Genomic DNA, 21,594 nt, shown 5'->3' on the forward strand with positions numbered 1-21,594 from the left:
GGCCTGCACTGGGCCATGCGCAAGCCCTGGCGATCAAATCGCCAGAGCGTTTTCCATGTTGCGCAACGCAGTCAGGCTTGTTCAACGCTGGACTTGCGAGCGCCTGAAAACCTGTCGCTGGAAAGGCTTTGGACCAGCATCCAAAAGAATTTCACCGTTCCAACAGCTTCTCCCCGTTGGTGTATTTTTTCACCGCATCAGGATCGAGTTCGAGACCGAGTCCGGGCGTGGTCGGAATGGCCAGCATGCCTTCGGCATCAAGCTTCCAGCCACCGAGGGTGATTTCGTCAATGAATGGCGAACCCGTGAGGTATTCGACGAGATCGGTGCCGGGAAAAGCCGAGGCGAGGTGCAGATCGGCCGCGAGACCCACGGCCGTGTTCCACCCGTGTGGAATGAACTGTACGCCGTGCTCCTGCGCCATCCAAGCGATGCGCCGCTCTTCGCTGATGCCGCCAACCTTCGTAACGTCTGGCTGGATGATGTCGAAGGCGCGCGCTTCGAGGAAAGGCTGAAAGGCCTGACGCCGGGTGAGCACCTCACCGCCACTGATGGGCACAGGTGAATGCTCGCGCAGCTTCACGAAGTCTTCGAGCGAGTCGGGTGTGAGCGCTTCTTCAAACCAATGCACCCCGTAATCGGCGAGCATCTTCGCGGTGTTCAGCGCCCACTTGTAGCCGTTCGTCCAATGCGCATCGCTGCCACCGGCATCGACCATCAATCGCGATTCAGCCCCCACGGCTTCACGTGCGGCTTTGACGATCGCTTCATCGGTGGCCGCATTCCGACGGCCAAACGGCCCCCAGCCAATTTTGAATGCGCGGAAGCCCTGGGCCTTCACCTGGAGCAGGTGATCACGCAGCTTTGCCGGCTCATCCATCAGCAACGAGGCATAAGGCTGCACGCGCTCGCGATAACGACCGCCAAGCAGACGACCGACCGGCTGCCCGGTGGCTTTGCCCAGCAGATCCCACAGGGCGATGTCGATGCCGCTGATGGTGTGCGTGATGGAACCACCACGACCGAGCCAGAACATGTTCTGGTGCAGTTTCTCGCTCACGCGCTCGGGTTCGAGGGCGTTCTCGCCACGATAGAGCGGCTCCAGTACCGCGAGGGAGGCACGCACGAGCGCATCATGGGTGAACACGCTGCCGAGCCCCACGGCGCCTTCATCGGTGTGGACGGCGATGAGTGTATGAACACAGTCTTCAGGCCGGAGCTCGTTGCTCCAGCCGCCTTCGGGGGTGGCACCGCGCAAACCTGCGCAGCGAATTTCTCGGATTTTCATGGGTGTCGTTGGAAAATTTTGGCCTGGGGTTGGAAAGAAACCTCCGCATCGAGCGGGAACATGGGGCGTTCGCAGCGGACGTGGCCGAGGCTGCGGAGATGGGCGCTGGTGGAGCCCGGGGCATCCACATCAATGTATCGCGCAGCCCAGTCTTTGAACATGTGGCGCTCACATTGCGGCGACTTTACCACGACGGCTCCATAATGCCTGGGATCGCAGCCGTGAGACAGGAACAGTGCGCGGTCATAGAGGCTCACCGCGCGGCTGGTGATGATAAGCGTGATGTGACCGGACTGAATCACCGCCGTGGGGCCGGCCTGCCACAGCTCGCGTGTGGTCTCGCTGTGAAACCAGCCGTCTGAGAGCATTCTCACGTGCCCTTCCATGGGTAGCGGGGTAAAGCGGCCGGCATCCAGAGCGCCTCCGACCGTTGTTTTGACTGCATGCCCAACACCCGCCCGGAAGGCGGCCTCCACAGCACCAGGATCAACGATGGGGACCAAGGCCGTGCCTTCATAGCCTGCATCGATCAGGGCGCGAAGGATTGCATTGCTGTCACCGGAGGCACCGGAGCTCGTGGCATCCGCCGCATCCACAAGCACTACGGTTCCGGAGGCATTCTCCTTGGTCTGGCGCGCGGCTTCAGCCAGGCTGGTGAGGGGAACCTGCATCTTCTCATGATGCTCCCAGAACAAGCCGGCGATGCGCAGAGCTTCGCGTTCCGCGAGAGCTGGATCATTGTCTGTCACGACAAAACTGTTCGAGGCGAGGGCGGGAACATCGGTAAAGGGATTACCCCACATCATCGCTGCCGAGAGGCCGCCTGCGCTTTGCTCGACCGCCATCGCGGCATTCACCGCGTGACGAATGGAGCCGGAGGCGGTGATCAGTTCATCGCCACGAACGAGCGCAGGCACCCGCACCTTGGCGGTGACGGGTTTCACTTCACCCGCGACGATGCGCAGGAGCAGCCGAGCGGAGCGCTCGCCTGTGCTGAAAAAATCGACATGAGGATAGGTGTGAAAGGCCACGGCAGCATCGCTTTGCTCCAGCATGCGGTCCGTGAGGATGCCGTGCAGATCCAGGGAGATGACGATGGGAACCCTCTCGCCGACGATCTTCCGAGTCTGCTCCAGAAGCCAGCCTTCCGGGTCATCCTGGCTCTGGGCCGCCATAGCTCCGTGCAGAGAAAAGTAAATGCCATCCACGGGCGGTGCAGCTCTGATGCTGGATAGCAGTTCGTCCGCGATGCGCTCAAAAGCCGCATCCGCCAGCGTGCCGCCAGAGGTGATGAAATGGGCGCTGCACGTCGGCACGAGCTCCACGCCCGGCGTTGCATCCAGCACATTCAACGCTCCGCCGACTTCACTGCGCACCTGCCGGTGGTAGTCGAGAATTGCCTGGCCGTGACGAAGCGTGAAATCGTCATATCCGCTCAGGTGCGGATTGAAGGTGGAGACTTCCTGTTTGCATTCGGCGATGAGGATGCGTGGCATGGGTGCAATATTCTACGGCGCAACAACGCCAGCCTTCCGCCATGACTCATCAAAATAGCCGGCACGGACCACTTTCTCTTCCGCTCCGATCTTGATCACCGCCCAGTCACCAAGCCGTGGGAAAAGCAGATAGTTGAAGGCGGCAAACTCCTTCTCGTGGAAGGTGTGGCCGCTGTTGATGACGAGGTAGCGATCCTGCGCGAGCGGGCTGGCGCAGATGAAAACAGGCGCATGATCCCTGGCCGGCTGCGTGACATCACCGAGACGAACTTCGTCGTGTGTCCACGTCACGGGGAGATTCGGCAGCGCTCTGGCGATCCACGAGTTGCTGCCGGGATCACCGAAGAGGATGAGATGCTTGCCGCGCATGTCAGCCTCGGTGACTTCGGTGTCGTTTTTCACCGGCAGATCGCCGCCCATGTAGCGCGACCATTCGTATTTGAAGCGCTTCAGATTCTCGTCCGCCCATGCATTCACTGCCTCATTCCAGGGCCTGCCAGTGCCACGCACGCAGAGAAAAGGTGTGGCGAAGGCATCGTCAATGGGGCCTTGCAGTCCCGGGCGCTTGCCGGTGAGCTTGACTTGACTGCGCAAGCCCTCGCACATCCATAAACCACCGGTCTGTGCAAACACGAGCACGTCCTCAGGCTTGTGAGGAGGCAGGGAGATCTCGGCACCTGCGATGCGCATCCGGGACAGCGGACGATGGATGGCAAAACGTGTGATGTTGCCTGTTTCGCTGACTTCAAGGCCATCCCCGATCAAGCTGGCACGAAACTCGGCACGTTCGTAATGCCTGCCGAGGCTGAGCAGCTCCAGCCAGTGACAGCGGTTGTATTTGACCGTCCAGGTGACGAAGATGAGCTGTTTCGGGTCGTGATCGAGCCCCTTCGCTGCGTATTCGGAGATGCGGCGCATCTGCTCGGCATGCGTCTTCGGCTCAATGACATGCCCGGTGCCATGCGAAATGAGATTCGTGAATGGGATGCCCTCTTTGGCGAAGGCCTCGCCCATGATGACGTGCGCCTGGAAGAACACATCCTTGTCACCAATGGCCGCTATGGCGGGCACGACTCCGGCGTTGGCGGCGTAGTCCACCGAGTCAAGCATGTGCAGGCCGATTTCCTGATACGTCGGCAGCGGACCAACCTTGATGAAGCCTGGAATCGGTGTCTCGGAGAAACGATGCGTGTCCACATAGCCGCAGTAGGGCCCGATGGCGACGAAGCGGTCAGGATTCTTCAAACCCAGATGCCAGGTGCCCGACGCCCCCATCGACATGCCACGCAGCACCACACGGTCACGGTCGATCCTGTAGTTCCGGCAGACGGCTTCAATGGCCTCGAAGACATCCGTCTCACCGGCCCAGCGGTAACAGTTCTCCACGCGACCCAGCGGATGCAGCTCGATGTAATCGACATCCGGCACGGACTTCGCCACGTCATCGCCCTCATCAAATCGAGCGATGAATTTCATCTCGCTCATGCCCACCGGTTTTGAGCTGCCATGCAGCACCACATCGAGCCGCATCGGCTTTGTGGCGTCGTATTTCTCAGGCACGATCACTCCATAGGGCTGCACGGAACCATCCACGGCGGAGAAGAAGCCCCGCACGACTTTTCCCTTCTTTGTGGTCCAGGTGGGAGTGCTGGCGGCTGCGGCCACGGCACGCTCCTTCGCGCGAACGCCCGCATTTTTGAGCAACCGCATGTCAGCCTCAGTGAGCGCAGATTCATACTTCAAGGCCCGGTCGATGGCTTTGCCAAAGACCTGGGCATCCGCTGCCAGATCCGCGGCAGGTGATTTGGCACCCATCGTGACACGCAGCGCATCACGCTCGCCCGTTGCCCGGCATCCCGCCTCTCGCAGCATGAACTCCATCGCCGCGCAGGTGTCCTCATAGGTCGTGGAATGCCCGCCGGCCTCGCGGTGAATGCTCAGCACCTTGCGTTTCGCCTGCCTGAGCTTCTCCACGAGCCTCAGGACACTCTGCGGCGGCACAACGTCATCTTTGCCACCCGTGGTGAACGCCGCAGACATCGTGAACATTTCGGGAAAGAACTCCGCGCTGCGCTTCTTGTATTCCTCTGGCACTGCCGATTTCGATCCGCCAAAGGAAGCCGTGCGAGCTTCCTGAAACTTCTCATAATCGATCAGATTGGCCGTTCCATTGAGGCTGCACACGCCCGCCACGAGTTCAGGATGCAGCGCGGTGAAAGCAAGCACCGCCGTCCCGCCCATGGAGCCACCGGCGACAAACACACGCCCCACATGATGGCGCAGCTTCATTTCTGCGATGATCTGCACCACATCCGCCTCCGCCTTCGGCCCCATCCACGAAGTCTTTGCCCGGTAGTCTGGCGAGACAACGATCATGCCAAACTTTGCCGCCACATCGCGCACGCCCTTGCATTCGCCGCGCGTATCCTTGATGAACTGCCAGCGGTCTGCCCCATGTCCATGAAATGCGAGCACCACGTCATGCGGCGCCTTTGGATCGAAGTCCGGCGGCATGAGTTCGACATATCGCTGCTGACTGCCGTCGATGTCGGCTTTGAAGACGATGTCCTGCGGCTCGTCAGCCAGAACCCGGGCCGCGATGACGAGGATGATGAGAGCGGCCCTTCTCATGGTCTGACCTCCGGAATCAGTTTGCGTCCTGCCATCCATGCAAGGGCAGCCGCTTTCCACTCCTCCCACAGCGGGCCTTTGCAGCCGTTGAGGCCGTGCCCTCCGGAGGGAAGTTCAAGGAGTTGGACCGGAAGGTGGTTCGCCTGCATGGCGGCGACAAACTGTCGGCTGTTTTCAATCGGCACCGCCTTGTCGTCGATGGCGTGGGCGAGGAAGGTCGGCGGGGTTTGACCGCTGACCTGCAGTTCGTTGGAATAGAGTCGCACGAGGTCGGGCTTCGGGTCGGTGCCGAGCAACTGCGCCTTCGATCCTGCGTGCGTGAATTCGCCCATGGTGACGACGGGATAGACGAGCCAGCCGAAATCGGGGCGACAACTCAACCGCTCGATGGGATCAGCAGACGCGGCATTGCCCTGATCAAAATGCGTCACCGCTGTGGAGGCGACATGACCACCTGCGGAAAAACCGAGGATACCGATGCGCTGCGGGTCGATCTTCCACTCCACAGCTTTGGCGCGTGTGAGGCGAATGGCGCGCTGCGCATCGAGCAATGGCACCGCATGGCGCAACGAGGGCAGACGGTATTCGAGAATGACGCAGGCGATGCCGTGCTCATTGAGCCATTGGGCAATGGGGTAGCCCTCGCGGTCGGTGACGTGGCGGATGTAGCCACCGCCGGGGCACAGGACGATGGCAGCACCATTGGCTTTGCCAGCGGGCGGAAGAAAGACTTCGAGTTCCTTCGTGCAATCCTCGAACTTGCCGCCCCCATCAGGGGCTTTGCCGTGCCACAGTGCGATGCGCACGGCGGGCGTGGGTCTGGCAGGCGTTTGCGCTGATGCTTGTCCAGCCGGTGAGCTGAGCAAAAAAGCTGCTGAGCATAAAAGGAGGATGTTCTTCATGAATGGGAGACGATATGGTTGTGATCACGATGAAACAGCACCTTGATGCCGACGAACAAGGCCATGGCTGCCGTGAAATAAGCAAGCGCAGTGAGAGAGAGAAGGCGGTCAATGCCGAGGGTTTGCTTCCACATGCCGCCGAAAAGCGTGGCAAAGCCGGACATGATAGCGCCAAAGAAGTTCAGCAGGCCAACGGCGGTGGCCCTTGCGTCTGAAGACACGACATCGAAGGAGGCCGGGAAGATGTTTGCGATAAAGAGGCCGCTGAACAGGCCGAAACCGGTTGCGGCGACGCGGGTGACGAGCAGCGTGTCGCTGTTGCCAAGGGCATGAATGCAAGGCGCGGACAGCGCGAGGCCGCACACCATGAGCCACAGGCGCGCGGCTGGCATGCGCTGGTAAAGCGCATCTGCGATCATGCCGCCGCCAAGCACACCGGCCAACGTGGCGGCTTGCAGAAAGACGGTGGCGTTGAACGCGGCATCAGCCTGATTGAGATGAAACTTGTCATGCAGAAATGCGGGCAGCCAGCCGTAGAGCAGCCAGATGCCAAAGACGAACACCGGAAACACCAGGCAGAGCAGGACAAAGGTGCGCGAACGAACGAGTGCTGCAAAACTGATGCCGCCTGCGCTCCCAGCTTTGTCAGGCTGAGGTTCCCCAACCCGCCGCAGGAAGGTGAAGTAAGGAATCGCGTAGAGCACGCCCACCGCACCGAGCGCGAAGAAGGCCCAGCGCCACTGGCCACGATCCGCCATGAAGCCGCCAAACCAGCTGCCTGCCACCGTGCCCGCAATCTGGCCGGTCATGAGCATCGACACCGCCCGTGAGCGCCTCGCCACAGGATACGCGCTGGCCGTGAGCGCGACCGCGCTGGACATGTAAAGCGACTCGGACACGCCCATCGCCGCACGCATCACGAGCATCAGCACACCTGAGGTGACAAAGCCGGTCCCAATGGTCACGATGCTCCACACGACCAGACTCAGCACGACGAGCAGACGTTTTGAAAAGCGATCTCCAAGATAGCCGGAGACCGGGCAGCCGATGGCATACACCCAAAGAAACACCGCGCCGACGAGCCCGAGTTCCTGATCCGTCATTTTCAGGTCGAGCTTCAACGACGGAAACATCGAGAAGATCGCCTGACGGTCGCAGTAATTCAGGAAATACGCGAACCACATGAAGGCCACGAGGGCACCTGCCGTTTTTGCGCGGTTCATGCACTTAGAACTTCACGTGCACTGACCTGTCGCGCGATCACCGCGACGCAGTCGCCCTGCTGCGTGAGACACGGCGCGCGCATCGTGATCAAGTAACCGGCAGTTTGTGCCACAATGGGTTCCGGAGCCCGATCCGCACGCTCCAGATGATGGATGAAACCCACCGTCTGCCCAGGCTTCACTTTGCCCCCGAGATCGACGGCGATTTCAAAAATGCCCGACTCAGGCGCAAGAATGTAATCTTCGCGATTGGTGGCCTGCGTGATGATCGCGGTTGCTTTTCGGGGCTGCTCACGGCCTTTCAGCGCTCCGACATGGATGAGCACATTCTTCAAGCCGCATTGTGTGATGCGATGCACACTGGCGGGAACGCACTCGCCGCCGCCGAGTTCGGTGGTGATGACGAGCTTGCCCTGGTTCTCGGCTTCGACAGGCAGGAGTCCGCTGCCGGCGATGTCCGCGTAGATGAAGCAGAACTCCGTGCCCCACGCGAGCATGGCGGCAAACATCCTCGCCCGCTGCTCACGATCCGGCACGAGATGCATGTGCGCGCAAGGGACGAACTCCATGCTGCGACCGCCCGAGTGCATGTCGATGACGACATCACTGAGCGGAAAGAGCACCGTGCGCAGATAGTGCGCGATCTGGCTCGTCACCGGACCTTCTGCATCGCCAGGAAAGGCGCGGTTCATGTTCATGCCATCGAGCGGCGAGAGTCGCGTGGCAGCACGTGCCGCAGGAAAATTGAGCGAAGGTATGAGAATGACGCGGCCCGTCACCTTCTCAGGCGTCAGTTCACGCGCGAGCTTCATCGCGGCGATCTGCCCCTGATACTCGTCCCCATGATTGCCGCCGAGCACGAGCACTGTCGGTCCTTTGCCACGAGCCACGACCGTGATGGGCACCATCACATTCGCCCAGCCACCGAGATTGTGGGAATAAGGGACCTGCAGGAAGCCCTGCTGCTTGCCCGGTTTGTCGAAATCGAGGGAGGTGATGACCATGACACCTCTACGGTGCCCGAAGCCATCACCTCACGAACTAAATCGCCAACGCGTTCTCGGCATCGCCAAAATGTCCGACATGCAGGCCCATGCGGTCCATGAGGGCGATGTGGAGGCGGCACATTTTGCGGTTGGGGTCGGCGCTAAGGTCGTGGAAGCGACCAGCCTGGATGGAGCCGCCGCCGTTGCCGGCGAGGACGACAGGGAGCTGGCGGGAGTCGTGGGCGTTGCCGTCGAAGAGGCTGCTGGTGAGCATGACCATGCTGTTTTCCAGCAGGCTGCGCTCGCCTTCATTGGTGGCCTGCATCTTGGTGAGAAACTCTCCCCAGAGCTTCACCTGGTGCTGGTTCACGCGCTGATACATGTCGAGGCGGTGCTCGTCATTGGCGTGGTGGGAGAGCTCATGGATGCCGCCGCTGATGCCTTCCAGGCTGGGGAAGCGCATGTTGGAGAGGTCGTTGTTCATCATGAAGGTGGCCACGCGGGTGCGGTCCATCTGGAAGGCCAGAAGCATGATGTCGAACATGAGGCGCAGATGGTCCTCGCTGCTGGTGGGAATGCCGGAGCCGGGGCGTGCAAGGGTGGGCACCTTGACGGTGGGCTGCCAGCCCGCGCCGCGGGTTTCGGCCTGGCTGATTTTTTCGGCGAGCTCGACGCGCTGCTCGATCTCGCGCACGGAGGTGAGGTATTCGTCGAGCTTCTGCTTGTCGCGCTGGCTGAGCTTGGGCTTCAGCGCGCCGGCGTCTTCCATCACGAGGTCGAGGATGCTCTTGTCACGCTTGCGCTTGCTGCCGTCGTCAAAGAGCTGGTCGAAGGCCTGTTGTGGGAAGATCTCCTTCGGCGCAGGGGTGGTAGGAGTGCTCCAGGAGATGTAGGCGGAGTAGATGGAAGTGAAGCCGGAGTCCGTGCTGTAGCTGGGGCGCTCGGTGCCCAGCACGACGCAGGGCACGGGGGTGAACTTGCCCGTCTGTGCGGCGACGAGCTGGTCCATGGTGGTGCCGACTTCGACATCAGTGGTGGTCTTCTTCACCTTGAGTCCGCAGAGCACGTTCATCTTGGGGTAGTGCCCGCCCTCCCCTTCCACAGTGGTGGGATTCCACAGGCCCTTGAACACGCTGATGTGCTTCTTGATCGGCTCCAACGGCGTGAGCGTTTTCATGAACTCCATGCCGCCAGCGCCCTGCGTGGCGCCCCAGTGGTGCGGATTGACGCCATTGCCGGTGAAGCACACGGCGAGACGACGCGGCGCGGTGTTGTTTTTCACCGCATCAGCTCCAAAGGAGTTGATCGACTCAAACCAAGGCAGCCCGAGAGCGATGCCTGAGCCACGGAGAAATTTGCGACGGGAAAGGTTCATAAAGGTAAGACGGGTGGCGAGGTGTTTTATTGATTCGAGGAGGCCACCACGGCCTCGCTGCGGCGGTTGAGGAACTGGCGGCTGTTGACGACTTCGAGCACGGCGGCGGAGAACTTGCCGCCGTTCTGCTTCAGCGTGGCCTGCATCTTGGCGAGCAAGGCTTTGTCGCTCGGCATGGTCTGACGGCCGAGGGCGTAGCCGAGGAGCTTGCGGCAGAACTGAGCGGAGAAGTTGACTTCGTTTTTCTTGAGGTAGTCGCGCAGGCCGGGCAGGCCCTGGAACTTGGTGCCGTCTTTCAGCTCGCCGGTGTCGTCGATCTTGCCACCCGTTTCATCGGCGGTACGGAAGCGACCAATGGGGTCGAAGCTTTCAAGGGCGAAGCCGAGCGGATCGATGCGCTCATGGCAGACGGCGCAGGCAGCGTCGGTGCGGTGGACCATGAGGGCCTCGCGCAGAGAGGCGGGCTTCACGGCGCTGTCCGGCAGCTTGGGAACATTCGGCGGCGGCGGCGGTGAGCTGAAGCCGAGCACCACCTGGTAGAGATAGTCTCCACGCACCACGGGGCTGGTGCGGTTGGGGCGGGAGGTCTTGGTCAGGATGGCTCCCATGCCAAGCAGGCCGCCGCGATGCTGCTGGGCCACTTTTACCTCGCGGAAATCACCGCCAGTGACACCCGGGACGCCGTAGAATTTGGCCAGGCGCTCATTGAGGAAGGAGTAGTCGCCACCAATGATGTCGCCCACGTTGCGGTCATCGCGCACGAGATGGGAGAAGAACTCGAGGGTCTCCCGCTGCATGTCGTTGCGGATCTCGGTGGTGAATTCGGGGAACTTCTTCTCATCGACGGTGCTCTTTTCGTCGAAGCCGTTGAACTTCAGCCACTGGCCGGCGAATTCCTTGGCAAGCGCCGTGGCCTTGCGGTCGCGCAGCATGCGCTTGGTCTGCGCAGCGAGGACTTCGGGCTTGAGCAGGCTGCCGTCATCAGCAGCCTTGCGCAGCTCCCAGTCAGGCTGGGAGGCCCAGATGAAGTAGCTGAGGCGGGAGGCCAGCTCATAGGCGTTGAGCTTCACATCGCCCGTGGGATTGCTGGCCAGCGGCAGAGTCTCCGCCTTGAAGAGGAAGAAGGGGGAAACCAGCACACGCACCACGACCTCGCGCGCGGCGGATTCGCGATCGAGCTCTTTTTTGCGTCCTTCAAAGTAGAGGGCATCGAGTTTCTGGCCTTCCTCGGGAGTGAGCGGCCGACGCCAGGCACGACCGGCAAAGTAGCGCAGGTGCCCGAGCAGGGCGGAGTCGAACTCCTTCTGCTGCTGCGGGTTGAGCTTGGGATTGGCGGTGTAGCCAAAGTCCTTCTTCATGGCCGCGAGGTAGTCGCGGTCTTTGGGGCCGAGAAGCTGGCCGAGCTGATCATCACTGAAGTAATAGACCGTGATGCCCGGGTTGCGGCGATAGAGATTGCTGGCCACTTCCTCAAGCCTGCGCTCATACATGTCCGGGAAGGCCTGCTTCATGACGCCAAAATCCCGCATGGTGTTGCGGGCTGCATCAGTCTGGGTCTTCCAAACGGTGAGCACGCCGGGCATGATCTTGGTGACGTCGCGGGGCTTGTCCGTGGTGAGCGCCCACTGGATGGTGCCGTCGTTGATGTCGGGATTTTGCAGGTCCAGGCGGGCCTCGGCATGCAGCCAGGTGGCGTTTTCAGGCAACGGGAGGGTGAAAGCCAGCGGTGCCGCGATGGCCAGCACTCCGGGCTCGATCTGGCGGCCCTGCGGATGCTTGCCAAAAGCGCTTTTCACTTTCTCCAACTCGGCGATGCGCTGCTTCAGCGCCTCGGCATTGGCCGGAGGCGGCGTGGCGGCGAGGGCCTTTTGGTCTTCGCCTATCTGCTTGTTGAGCCAGTCCATATACAGCAGGTGCCCCTTGGTGGTACGCACATCAAGCTTGGTGATGAGGGCGATGTCTCCTTTGTTGCCGTCGCCATCGTCGCCGATGCACAGGAAGGCCTGCTTCTTGCCCTTCACCTCGATGTTCATTTGGTAGGCGCGGATGCCGTCGGCGTCCTGCTGCTGGCGCTGCACGCCGCTGCCGGGCTTTTTGGGATTGTTCCAGGAAAGGAGCTGGGCCTGGACGGCCTTGGCTCCGTCGATCACGGCCTGCGGCACCTGGCCAGGTTTGGCAGCGTCGGGTGCTGGAAGCTCGCGCCAGGCCACACGGGTGAGGTCGAGGAAGCGTGACTTGGGCTCCGTGGCATTGACGAGGGTGTTCCAGTTCTGCAGGAAGGGCAGCTGCAGCCCTCCCTCCTTTGCGAGCTGTTCGAGCGGGGTTTTGAAGTGCTTGTGCTTCCAGCAGGCCACCATGTAGTCCGCCTCGCGCATGTCATCGAAGTCTTTTGGCAGAAACGGAGCCGCCTTCTGCTGGTACCACACATACAGCGCCTGCTGAGCCTGCGCCTTGACCTGTTCAGGGCCACGCAGGCCGATGCGTTGCGAATTGAACACGATGCCGGTGCCCGGCATGATGGTGGCGAAATCGGCCACCTTGCGGGCGGCGCCAAAGTATTTGTCCAGCGCGGCGGGGCTCATGAAAAGCACGTCGCCGGTATTGCTGAAACCCTCGCCACCACCGCCGTCGGTCTGGAATTCCTTGGCCAGGCTGTAGTCGTGCCCGGTGAGGTCGCGGATGGTGTAGTCGTATTCGGCGTTGGTGAGCCGGCGCATGGTCACGGGGCCGGGATCGCCGGACTGGGCGGCAGCCAGGGCATCGAGCTCACCATTGACCCAGCCGAGAAGGGCATGGTTCTCCTGGTCGGTCATCTGGTGGGCCTTCGGCGGCGGCATGTCGCCGTTTTCGATGGTGTCCTTCACCTTGAGCCAGACCTCAAAATGCTTGGCCAGCTGGGGATCGGCGGCAAACTGCTGCAAATCAACATCGCCCTTAGTCTTCTTGGGGTTATGGCACTCATAGCATTTGGCCTTCAAAACGACTTCAGCGTCTTTCCAGGCCGGAGCAGCGGAAAGGGGAAACGAGCCGACGACAAAGGCGGCCAGAGCAAGATGGCGTGAATTCGAAAACATTGGGGGTATAAAGGATACGCTAATTTACGGAGCCTTCCATCAGCAGCTTCTGCTCCTTTTTTGCGCTTTCCTGTGCTATAAATCTCGCGCAAGAGATCCTGCAAAAACATCCCCTCCCGGGAACGTACCTTTCATACCCCCATGAACTCCTCTTTTTCACATCATGCCCCAAACTTGGAGCATGCATTTTTGACGCGCCGCGAACTGCTGCAACGTGTCGGCATGGGCTTTGGATCGGTAGCCCTCGGCTCACTGTTCACACAGCAGGCGGCAGCCGCCACCCTGGACCCCATGGCCGTCAAACGCCCCCATTTTGAGCCAAAGGCCAAACGGGTGGTGCATTTCTTCATGAATGGCGGGCCATCCCACGTGGATACCTTCGACCCGAAGCCAATGCTGGACAAATACGACGGCAAGCCGCTGCCGAACGTGCTCAAAACCGAGCGCCCGACCGGGGCAGGCTTCAAATCCCCCTTCAAGTTTACCAAGCGCGGTGAGTGCGGGCTGGAAGTGAGCGAAGTCTTTGAAAAGACCGGTGCTTTTGCCGACGATCTCTGCGTGATCCGCTCGATGTACGCGGACGTGCCCAACCATGAGCCTTCCCTGGGGCTGATGAACAGTGGGGAAGGCCGCCTGAACCGCCCGACCATGGGCTCCTGGGTGACCTACGGCCTCGGCAGTGAAAACCAAAACCTTCCAGGCTACATCGCCATGTGCCCCGGAGGCATGCCCACACGCCGCACCAAAAACTGGCAGTCAGCTTTCCTGCCCAGCGCCTACCAGGGCGCTTACATCAACACCGAGGACACCCGGGTTGAAAAACTCGTGGAATTCATCAAAAACGGTTCGCTCGATCTCAAGCAGCAGCGCCGCCAGCTCGACCTCCTGCAGGAGCTCAACCAGCGCAATCTGGTTCAGCAGGACCGCGACCAGCAGCTCGAAGCCCGCGTGCAGAGCTACGAACTGGCCTACCGCATGCAGATGGAGGCCACGGACGCCTTCGACATCATGAAGGAGCCGGAATCGGTTCGGAAAATGTACGGAGACCACGCGTTTGGCCGTCAGTGCCTCATCGCCCGGCGTCTGCTGGAGCGCGGGGTGCGCTTCATCCAGCTCTGGACTGGCGCAGGCCAGCCGTGGGACAATCACGACGAAATTTTGGAGCACCGGAAGCTTGGACAGCAGACGGACGGGGCCATGGCCGCTTTTATGAGCGACCTAAAACAGCGCGGCCTCTGGGACGAAACCCTCATGCTGTGGGGGGGCGAATTTGGCCGCACCCCGGCCGTGGAACTGCCCACCCCCGGTGCCAATGCCGGCAAGCAACACGGCCGCGACCACAACCATTACGGCTTCACGATGTGGATGGCCGGCGGCGGTGTGCGGGGCGGCTACACTCATGGCTCCACCGATGAATTTGGCTTCCAAGCCACGGAAAACCCCGTCCACGTGCATGATCTGCATGCCACGATCCTGCGCATTCTGGGCTTCGATCACGAAAAGTTCACCTACAAGTACGCAGGGCTGGATTTCCGCCTCACAGGCGTAAACGAGTGCAAAGTGGTACGGGAACTGCTGGCCTGACCGGGCCGGTAAAGCCAGCCACCGGCCCCTTGCAAGGCTGGCGCATACGTTTACAATCGCCGCCTCATGCACCGAAAAATCTTCTTCGCCCTGGCCGTGCTGGTGGCGCTCATCTTCACGATGAACCTCAACAAGGCCCAGGCCCAGCAGCCTGCGCCTGCCGCTCATGGGGTGACCGTGACCCAGGCTCCGGCTGGCGAAGACAACCCCTACGGCGATGTGCTGACTTTTCAGGGCTTCGTCAAGCGCACCGGGGTCATGGCCTACCCGCTGATCATTCTGTCGATGATTGCCCTCTTTATGATCGTGCTCTTTGGCTTCACGGTCAGGCAGGGCACCGTGGTCAGCGATGCCTTTATGAACTCGGCGGATGCCCTGATCCGCAAGCAGGACTACCTGGGACTGCTCGCGGTGTGCAACCGCCGCAACGAATGCATCGCCCGCATCACCTCCAAAACGCTCGACTTTGCCACACGCAACCCGAGCGCGAGCTTTGAGGAGGTCAAGGAAGTCACCGAAGCCGAGGGCAACCGCCAGTCCAGCCTTCTGCTGGCCCGCATCGCCTATCTCGGTGACGTAGGCGCCATCGCCCCCATGCTCGGCCTGCTCGGCACGACCCTGGGCATGATCACCACCTTCCATGAAATCTCCGGCAAGGGTGCTGCAGGCTCAAACCAGCTCGGCCTCGCCCAGGGGGTTTCTGAGGCGCTGCTCTGCACGGCCTCCGGTCTCGTCATCGGCATTCCGTCCCTCATGTTCTACGCCATCTTTCGTGGCAAGGTGAACCGTCTGATCTCTGAAATGGAAGCCGCGACCACCCACCTGATGGCCCTGCTCGCGGTGCAGTACAAGCGTGCCGCACGCGCCGTCGCCGGCCAGTAAACAGGCAGTTCCCCATTCGCGATGAATTTCCGCAAACAGCATTCCATCGAACCCTCGCCCATGCAGCTCGCACCGCTGGTGGACGTGCTGTTCCTGCTCGTCATTTTCTTTGCCGTCACCTTCCAGTATGCCAAGGAGGAGCAGGTCATGGACGTGAGCGTGCCTGCCGCCGAAGAGGGCAAGGAAAAGGAGTCCCGCAATGTCGGCGAGATCATCATCAACATCAAAAAAGACGGCGAGATCCTCGTCAACGGCCAGAAGTTCAACACCGACGAGCTGCTGGTGAAGCTGAAAAACATCGTCTCGCTCTACAAGGATCAGGCTGTGATCCTTCGTGGCGATGAAATCGTCAATTATCAGCACGTTATCCGGGTGCTGGATACCTGCCAGAAGGCTGGCATCTGGAACATTGCCTTTGCAACGCGCAAACCTGACGCTGACCAACCTGCCTCCACGCCCAAGTGAGATGACCGCCGCGAAGTCCCCAACCGCCTCGCGCAGCCATGCGCCCTGTTTCATTCCTGCGCTCTGCTGCATGGTGGCCTTTTCATCCATGGCTCAGCAGCCTGCGCCGCCCCGTGCGCTCCCTGTCGAAGATGACGTGCCAAAGGCCATTCCGGTAAGCCCGCCCCCCAAGGCGCAGCCCGTGCCGGACGCGGCCCCAAAGACCAAGGGGCCTGATGACGACATGTTTGATTTTGCCACTCTGGCTTATGACCGCCAGGAGTGGGGCATGGCCTCGCAGTCCTACGCCAAGTACCTTCAGCAGTACCCCAGCGGCAGGCAGGTGCCGGAGGCGCTCTACCGCATTGGTGAGTGCTACATGAAGCAGAACCAGCTCAAGCAGGCCGCCGGCTACTATGAGGAAGTCGTGAACCGCTACCCTGAAAGCGAGGGCGCTCCATCATGCGCCTACCGCCTCGGCGCAATGACGTTCAACGATTCCAAGTTCGCAGACTCGGCCAAATTCTTCGGCTTCGCCGAGAGCAAGACCAAGAGCCCCCCAGTCCGCCTGGCTGCCGCCTACAACAAAAGCCGCGCGTATGAAATGCTCGGGGACAAGGCAAAACAGACCGCAGCCCTGAACAGCGTGATCGCTGTAAAAACGGACAATCCTTACCGCGAAACATCGCTGCTCACACTTGGCAGCATTTATCTCGGCCAGGACAAAAAGGCCGAGGCGCTGCCTATTTTTGACGAACTCGTCAAATCCAGTGCTGACCGCGCCATCGTGGCAGAGGCCAGCATTCGCGCCGCCGTCCTCTACGCAGAGCTCAGCAAGCCGGAGGAATCCATCGCCATGTTTGAGAAGGCTCTGCGGATGCCTGAGACCAGCGAGCAAAACCGGGGCATCTCCCTGGTAGGCATCATTCAGGCCCTGTATGCCAAGGGCGACTACGACGGTGTCATCGACTACTACAACAAAAACTCTGAGGTCCTCCCCCAGGGTGCCTCCAGGGCCAAGATGCTGCTCCTCGTCGGCCATGCGCACCGCATGCGCAAAAGCTATGCCCGGGCCGTCGAAGTTTACCTGCTTATCGAACAGTACCACGCCGACACCGAAGAAGCCTTCAGCGCAGGCTACTGGAAGCTCTACTGCTTCTACCTGCTCAATGACAAGGACCTGGGCGAATTCGCCACCGCCTTCATCAAACGGCATGCGGCAAAGCACTCCGACCATGAATATCTGGCCTTGGCACGCCTGATCCGAGCCGACTTTTACTTCAACAAAGGCGACTACCAGCAGGCGGCGCAGAGCTACAACGAGGTCACCCTCGAAAAACTGCCCGAAAAGCTGCGCCCAGGCACGCTCTTCAACATGGGCTGGGCGCAGGGGGAGGCAGGCCGCAACCAGGAAGCCGTCGGCACATTCACCCGTTTCATCAGTGAAAATCCCGGCCACGAATTCCTTCCCAAGGCTTACGCCCGCCGTGGCCTTGCAAACCGTGACGCCCGCGATCTGCCCAAGGCGAAGGCCGACTTTGAACACGTCACCAAGGAGTTCCCCAAATCCGACGCGTGCGAGCTCTCGTGGTTGCAGCTTGGTTTCATCGCCATGGAGCAGAAGGACCCCAAGGCCACCATCACCGCCTTTGAGACACTGCTCAAAAAATTCCCCACCACCACCGCTGCTGCACAAGCCTACTACGGCATCGGCCGGGGAAACTTCGACCAGAAGATCTATGACAAGGCCGTTCCCGCCCTGCGCCGCTCCATCGAGCTCGACAGCAAAGCTTACCTCGAAAAATCCAGCCAGCTGATCATCCTTTGTGACTACGCGCGCCAAAACGCCGACAACCTCGCCAAGACCATCGACTCCTACCTCCAGTCCAAACCCGACGGCTCGGTCCCCCCGAACATTTTAAAATGGCTCGGGCTCAAACTTTACAGCGGAGACGACTACAAACGCGCAGCACGCTTCCTCGAGCTCGCCGTCACTCCGCAAAACCCGGAAAACACCGAGCCCGTGGTGTGGAACTACCTTGGCATGGCGCAGCTCCAAAACCAGCAGTACGACGCCAGCATTCAGGCCACAGACAACTTCCTCAAATCAGAGCCCGACACCGCCACGCGCTCACGCGCGCTGCTGACCAAAGGCCGCGCCCAGCTCGGCAAAGGGCTTTTTGATGAAGCTGACAAGGTCGCTCAGGATGCCCTGCAGGTCGTCAAAGACGGCCGCCTCCAGGCCGAACTGCTCATCCTCGAAGGCGACATTTACGCTGCGCAGGGTGACAAGCTCGCGGCTGAAGGTCAGAAGGAGGCCGCCATGGTCAAATGGAAGGACGCCGCCGCCAAATACGCCGTGCCCAGCCAGTTTTTTGATGACCCCGATGTCACCCCCAACGCGCTCCACAAAGCTGCGCAGGTGCTGGAGAAAGCCGGAGACTCAGCCAAGGCGAAGCAGATGCTGCAGCAGCTTCAGCAGCGTTATCCGAAGTATCAGCCGAAATAAGGAGCGCTCTGCTTCTTCGCCGCTCTGCATGCGGCCTGCCTGCATCCTCATCAGGACAAAGGGCGTTCCGTGCCGCCCTTTTTTGATTCAAGACCTTTTGTCACGGCTCCAGCCTTCACGCGGTTCGCGTTTGCTGCGGCTGTCACCTTCATGCTTCCGCGGCGGACGCTCCTCCCTCGGCCGCGCCTCGATCACCCTCAGCGCTCGCCCGCCTACCTCCTTGCCATTCAGTGCATTGATTGCCGCCAGTGCATCGGCTTCAAGCGGCATGTCCACAAAACCAAAGCCACGCGAGCGACCCGTCTCCCGGTCTTTGACCAGGCGGGCGCTGGAGACTTCACCATGAGCGGCAAATTCAATCCGCAGATCCTCGTCCGTCAGGGAGTAAGGCAGGTTGCTCACGTAGAGATTCATCGCATCAGGTATTGAAGCTTGGCCATGGAGCACGTGTCAGAGAACAGGTCATGGCAGGCACCTGATGCTCCCTGCATGCAGTCTATTCGAGATGCATACGGAAGTGAAGATAGGCCCGCCTCCTAGGGGTGTCAATTCAGGGTGTCAGAGCACACCGGCAAAGGGGGGGGTGCTGGCATGAAGGTTTCGGTTGCGGAAGATCCGTGCATTCGTATCCGACAGGCTATGCCCTCCATGAAATTCGTTTTCACCCTCATCACCGCCCTTGGCTTGCTGGCTGGCGCGACACCTGCCGCCGAACCGCTTAACACCGTCTGCCCTATCTCGGGCAAACCGGCGAATCCGGCAATCACCAGCAATTATTCGAAGACCGTGGCAGTCTGCTGCAACCGCTGCAAAGCCCAGTTTACCGCCGCTCCCAAGGGATATCTCAGCAATATCCTTGCAGCCACCGCCGGCCAGTGCCCGTTGAGCAAAAAGAAATCTGACCCTGCCATCACCGTCACCTACTCTCGTCAGGTCGCCTTTGCAGATGCCGCCAGCAAGGCCGCCTTCGACGCCGCACCTGACAAGCACATCAAGGAAGTGCGCCAGTAACCGGGAGCTTTCATTTCCTTCTCAAAGCGGAGTTGCGGCCAGCGGCTCCGCTTTTTTCATGCCTTCATGATTCGGAGTGCCATCAAAATCCGTTCCTGTTAATCTCCCGACTGTGAAAGCCGAAGCCGCCGCCACATCTGCCGCCGATGCCCTGCGCGATCTTTTTGACGCGCTGCCAGACGTGCAGGCCTGGATCAAAGATGCAAGGCGCCGCTACCTTTGGGTGAACCGTACCTTCATGCTGAACTATGGCATGCAAAAGCTTGAGGAGGTGCTGGGCCGAACCGACGACGACCTCTCGCCCCCACATCTGGCGGCGCATTTCCGTGCAGGCGATGAGGCGGTGCTGGCCGGACAGACGGTACAGGGCCGCCTGGAACTCGTCGGTCGCTTTGACCACACGGCAGCGTGGTGCTTCACGACCAAGAAACCGGTGTGCAATGCCAGGGGCCGTGTCGTCGGCACCGCAGGCATCACACGCATGCTGGATGCGGCGCAGATCGACCAGCGTGGAGATATCCGCCTCGGTGTCGTCATCGCGCTGATGACGCGCCGGTTGGGCGAGTCCGTGACCAATGCGGAAATGGCGCACGCCGTGGGCATGTCCGCACGGGCGTTTGAGCGCAGCTTTCTCCGCGAGTATGGCCTGCCGCCGCAGCAGTACCTGCGGCGCCTGCGCATCCAGACCGCCTGCCGTCTGCTGGTGGACACGCGCGAATCCATCTCCGCCACCGGCCTGCGCTGTGGCTTCGCGGACCAGAGCCACCTCACGCGCGAATTTCGCCGCGTCACCGGCCTCACCCCGGGGGCGTACCGCGAAAAATACGCCGCCGCGAATGTTCCAAGCCCTGCCGCTCCTGTTCTATCCCCGCGCCGGACAAAGCGATAGCATTCACTCACCATGAAGCTCCAACCAGGCACAACCGTCGTCCAAAACGGCCAGCTCGTCGATGGCACGGGCGCGCCCGCCATTCCCAATGCCGCGCTGATCATCACCGACGGTATCATCACTTACGCAGGCCCTGCCGCCGACGCGCCGCCTGCCGCCCCTGACGCACGCGTGATCGATGCCAAGGGCGGCACCATCATGCCGGGACTCATCGAGGCGCACATTCACCTCACCTACTTCAATGTCTCCGAGCTGCAGGATCTCGACATCAAGTTCCCCGTCGAATACGTCACGCTGCAATCTGCCGTAAATGCGAAGACCGCGCTGGAGTGCGGCTACACGGCGGCACGCAGCGGCGGCTGCCTGCACAACATCGACGTGTGGATGAAGAAGGCCATCGAGGAGGACATGATCCCCGGCCCGCGCCTCAGCGCCAGCGGCCGCGAGATCTGTGGTGCAGGCGGGCTGATGGACTGGAACCCTGATTACCGCCGGATCGGCATGGAGGGCATCGTCTTCATCGTGAATGGTCCCGAGCAGGCCCGCACCGCCGTGCGCAAGCTGGTCAAAGACGGCATCGAGTGGGTGAAAACCTACCCCACCGGAGATGCCGCCTCTCCGGACATCAACGACCACCACACCCTGTGCATGACCTTTGAGGAAATGCACGCAGTCGTCGCAACCTCACACAATCACGGCCTCAAGGTCACCGGCCACTGCCGCGCTACTGAGGGCATCCGCAATGCGCTCAAAGCCGGTTATGACGCCATCGAGCACGGGACCTTCATGGATGACGAGTGCCTGGATCTGCTGCTGAAGCGCAACGTGCCGATGTGCCCCGGCCTTGGCTTTGAACTCTTCAGCGTCCAGCGTGGCAAGGAATTCGGCCTCTCCCAGCGCGTGCTCGACGGTCACCAGGAAACCCTGGAGGCCGGGGCGGAAAGCTGCCGCAAGGTGCTGAAGGCCGGCGGCACCATGGGCCTCGGCGGCGACTACGGCTTTGCCTGGACACCGCATGGCACCTACGCCCAGGAACTGACCTTCTTCGTCAATTATGTGGGCTTTTCTCCGCTGGACACCCTCAAGTGCGCCACGCTCGGCGGTGCGAAGATGATGGGCCGAGAAGAGGAGATCGGCTCTCTCGAAAAAGGCAAACTGGCGGACGTGCTCGTCGTCGCGGGTGATGTGCTCGCAGACATCTCCCTCCTCGAAAACCGCGACAACCTCATGGCCGTGATGCAGGGCGGCGTGGTGAAAGCGGGAACACTCGTAAAGCCTGCGAGTTTGTGATACAGCGGGT

General features: G+C 61.0%; 16 protein-coding genes. 7 read left to right on the forward strand and 9 right to left on the reverse strand.

The genetic code is table 11. The features are described 5' to 3' along the window. Positions 1 to 151: 151 nt before the first annotated feature. From ACZ5WW_RS12880 to ACZ5WW_RS12915, 8 genes are all read right to left on the reverse strand, one after another. Positions 152 to 1,288, reverse strand: coding sequence for a mandelate racemase/muconate lactonizing enzyme family protein (locus tag ACZ5WW_RS12880; protein WP_377168177.1), 1,137 nt, complete (start codon positions 1,286 to 1,288; stop codon positions 152 to 154). Further along, positions 1,285 to 2,784 carry a M81 family metallopeptidase gene (locus tag ACZ5WW_RS12885; protein ID WP_377168179.1) on the reverse strand — a complete coding sequence of 500 codons (1,500 nt, stop codon included), beginning with the start codon at positions 2,782 to 2,784 and terminating at the stop codon, positions 1,285 to 1,287. Before ACZ5WW_RS12885 ends, ACZ5WW_RS12880 begins: the two co-directional genes overlap by 4 nt. A 12-nt stretch (positions 2,785 to 2,796) precedes the next feature. Further along, positions 2,797 to 5,415: a prolyl oligopeptidase family serine peptidase gene (locus ACZ5WW_RS12890; protein WP_377168181.1), complete on the reverse strand. Its 2,619-nt coding sequence runs from the start codon at positions 5,413 to 5,415 to the stop codon at positions 2,797 to 2,799. Next, positions 5,412 to 6,221: an alpha/beta hydrolase gene (locus ACZ5WW_RS12895; protein ID WP_377168183.1), complete on the reverse strand. Its 810-nt coding sequence runs from the start codon at positions 6,219 to 6,221 to the stop codon at positions 5,412 to 5,414. The genes ACZ5WW_RS12890 and ACZ5WW_RS12895 overlap by 4 nt, the downstream gene beginning before the upstream one ends. Before the next feature lie 92 nt (positions 6,222 to 6,313). Beyond that, on the reverse strand, positions 6,314 to 7,540 hold the full coding sequence (locus ACZ5WW_RS12900; RefSeq protein ID WP_377168185.1) for an MFS transporter: 1,227 nt from the start codon (positions 7,538 to 7,540) through the stop codon (positions 6,314 to 6,316). Further along, positions 7,537 to 8,544: a succinylglutamate desuccinylase/aspartoacylase family protein gene (locus ACZ5WW_RS12905; RefSeq protein WP_377168187.1), complete on the reverse strand. Its 1,008-nt coding sequence runs from the start codon at positions 8,542 to 8,544 to the stop codon at positions 7,537 to 7,539. The genes ACZ5WW_RS12900 and ACZ5WW_RS12905 overlap by 4 nt, the downstream gene beginning before the upstream one ends. Positions 8,545 to 8,581: 37 nt before the next feature. Beyond that, on the reverse strand, positions 8,582 to 9,901 hold the full coding sequence (locus ACZ5WW_RS12910) for a DUF1552 domain-containing protein (RefSeq protein ID WP_377168188.1): 1,320 nt from the start codon (positions 9,899 to 9,901) through the stop codon (positions 8,582 to 8,584). Positions 9,902 to 9,927: 26 nt separating this feature from the next. Then, complete coding sequence (locus ACZ5WW_RS12915; protein WP_377168190.1) at positions 9,928 to 12,975, reverse strand: DUF1592 domain-containing protein; 3,048 nt, start codon at positions 12,973 to 12,975, stop codon at positions 9,928 to 9,930. A 141-nt stretch (positions 12,976 to 13,116) separates the two neighbouring features. On the opposite strand from ACZ5WW_RS12915, the gene ACZ5WW_RS12920 reads away from it, so the two are divergent. The 4 genes from ACZ5WW_RS12920 (at position 13,117) to ACZ5WW_RS12935 (ending at position 18,394) form a co-directional block, all read left to right on the forward strand. Further along, positions 13,117 to 14,559 (forward strand): DUF1501 domain-containing protein, encoded by a 1,443-nt coding sequence (locus ACZ5WW_RS12920; protein WP_377168192.1) that lies wholly within the window; start codon positions 13,117 to 13,119, stop codon positions 14,557 to 14,559. Positions 14,560 to 14,625: 66 nt separating this feature from the next. Further along, positions 14,626 to 15,441, forward strand: coding sequence for a MotA/TolQ/ExbB proton channel family protein (locus ACZ5WW_RS12925; RefSeq protein WP_377168194.1), 816 nt, complete (start codon positions 14,626 to 14,628; stop codon positions 15,439 to 15,441). Between the two features lie 21 nt (positions 15,442 to 15,462). After that, positions 15,463 to 15,906 carry an ExbD/TolR family protein gene (locus ACZ5WW_RS12930; protein ID WP_377168196.1) on the forward strand — a complete coding sequence of 148 codons (444 nt, stop codon included), beginning with the start codon at positions 15,463 to 15,465 and terminating at the stop codon, positions 15,904 to 15,906. Between the two features lie 70 nt (positions 15,907 to 15,976). After that, on the forward strand, positions 15,977 to 18,394 hold the full coding sequence (locus ACZ5WW_RS12935) for a tetratricopeptide repeat protein (protein ID WP_464694146.1): 2,418 nt from the start codon (positions 15,977 to 15,979) through the stop codon (positions 18,392 to 18,394). A gap of 87 nt (positions 18,395 to 18,481) precedes the next feature. On the opposite strand, the gene ACZ5WW_RS12940 is transcribed toward ACZ5WW_RS12935, so the two are convergent. After that, on the reverse strand, positions 18,482 to 18,808 hold the full coding sequence (locus tag ACZ5WW_RS12940) for an RNA recognition motif domain-containing protein (RefSeq protein WP_377168200.1): 327 nt from the start codon (positions 18,806 to 18,808) through the stop codon (positions 18,482 to 18,484). 234 nt (positions 18,809 to 19,042) lie between these two features. On the opposite strand from ACZ5WW_RS12940, the gene ACZ5WW_RS12945 reads away from it, so the two are divergent. The 3 genes from ACZ5WW_RS12945 (at position 19,043) to ACZ5WW_RS12955 (ending at position 21,584) form a co-directional block, all read left to right on the forward strand. Then, positions 19,043 to 19,405 (forward strand): hypothetical protein, encoded by a 363-nt coding sequence (locus ACZ5WW_RS12945; protein WP_377168202.1) that lies wholly within the window; start codon positions 19,043 to 19,045, stop codon positions 19,403 to 19,405. 112 nt (positions 19,406 to 19,517) lie between these two features. Further along, on the forward strand, positions 19,518 to 20,294 hold the full coding sequence (locus ACZ5WW_RS12950) for an AraC family transcriptional regulator (RefSeq protein ID WP_377168204.1): 777 nt from the start codon (positions 19,518 to 19,520) through the stop codon (positions 20,292 to 20,294). A 12-nt stretch (positions 20,295 to 20,306) separates the two neighbouring features. Further along, positions 20,307 to 21,584 carry a metal-dependent hydrolase family protein gene (locus tag ACZ5WW_RS12955; protein WP_377168206.1) on the forward strand — a complete coding sequence of 426 codons (1,278 nt, stop codon included), beginning with the start codon at positions 20,307 to 20,309 and terminating at the stop codon, positions 21,582 to 21,584. The last annotated feature ends 10 nt before the right edge of the window (positions 21,585 to 21,594 follow it).

The sequence above is a fragment of the Prosthecobacter fluviatilis genome (assembly GCF_055388355.1).

What these genes read in the sequence shown, in the direction of transcription:
- ACZ5WW_RS12930 (WP_377168196.1), top strand. Translation starts at nt 15,463, where the DNA reads ATGAATTTCCGCAAACAGCATTCCATCGAACCCTCGCCCATGCAGCTC.
- ACZ5WW_RS12885 (WP_377168179.1), bottom strand. Translation starts at nt 2,784, where the DNA reads ATGCCACGCATCCTCATCGCCGAATGCAAACAGGAAGTCTCCACCTTC.
- ACZ5WW_RS12925 (WP_377168194.1), top strand. Translation starts at nt 14,626, where the DNA reads ATGCACCGAAAAATCTTCTTCGCCCTGGCCGTGCTGGTGGCGCTCATC.
- ACZ5WW_RS12955 (WP_377168206.1), top strand. Translation starts at nt 20,307, where the DNA reads ATGAAGCTCCAACCAGGCACAACCGTCGTCCAAAACGGCCAGCTCGTC.
- ACZ5WW_RS12915 (WP_377168190.1), bottom strand. Translation starts at nt 12,975, where the DNA reads ATGTTTTCGAATTCACGCCATCTTGCTCTGGCCGCCTTTGTCGTCGGC.
- ACZ5WW_RS12920 (WP_377168192.1), top strand. Translation starts at nt 13,117, where the DNA reads ATGAACTCCTCTTTTTCACATCATGCCCCAAACTTGGAGCATGCATTT.
- ACZ5WW_RS12945 (WP_377168202.1), top strand. Translation starts at nt 19,043, where the DNA reads ATGAAATTCGTTTTCACCCTCATCACCGCCCTTGGCTTGCTGGCTGGC.
- ACZ5WW_RS12890 (WP_377168181.1), bottom strand. Translation starts at nt 5,415, where the DNA reads ATGAGAAGGGCCGCTCTCATCATCCTCGTCATCGCGGCCCGGGTTCTG.
- ACZ5WW_RS12940 (WP_377168200.1), bottom strand. Translation starts at nt 18,808, where the DNA reads ATGAATCTCTACGTGAGCAACCTGCCTTACTCCCTGACGGACGAGGAT.
- ACZ5WW_RS12905 (WP_377168187.1), bottom strand. Translation starts at nt 8,544, where the DNA reads ATGGTCATCACCTCCCTCGATTTCGACAAACCGGGCAAGCAGCAGGGC.
- ACZ5WW_RS12910 (WP_377168188.1), bottom strand. Translation starts at nt 9,901, where the DNA reads ATGAACCTTTCCCGTCGCAAATTTCTCCGTGGCTCAGGCATCGCTCTC.
- ACZ5WW_RS12880 (WP_377168177.1), bottom strand. Translation starts at nt 1,288, where the DNA reads ATGAAAATCCGAGAAATTCGCTGCGCAGGTTTGCGCGGTGCCACCCCC.
- ACZ5WW_RS12900 (WP_377168185.1), bottom strand. Translation starts at nt 7,540, where the DNA reads ATGAACCGCGCAAAAACGGCAGGTGCCCTCGTGGCCTTCATGTGGTTC.
- ACZ5WW_RS12935 (WP_464694146.1), top strand. Translation starts at nt 15,977, where the DNA reads ATGGTGGCCTTTTCATCCATGGCTCAGCAGCCTGCGCCGCCCCGTGCG.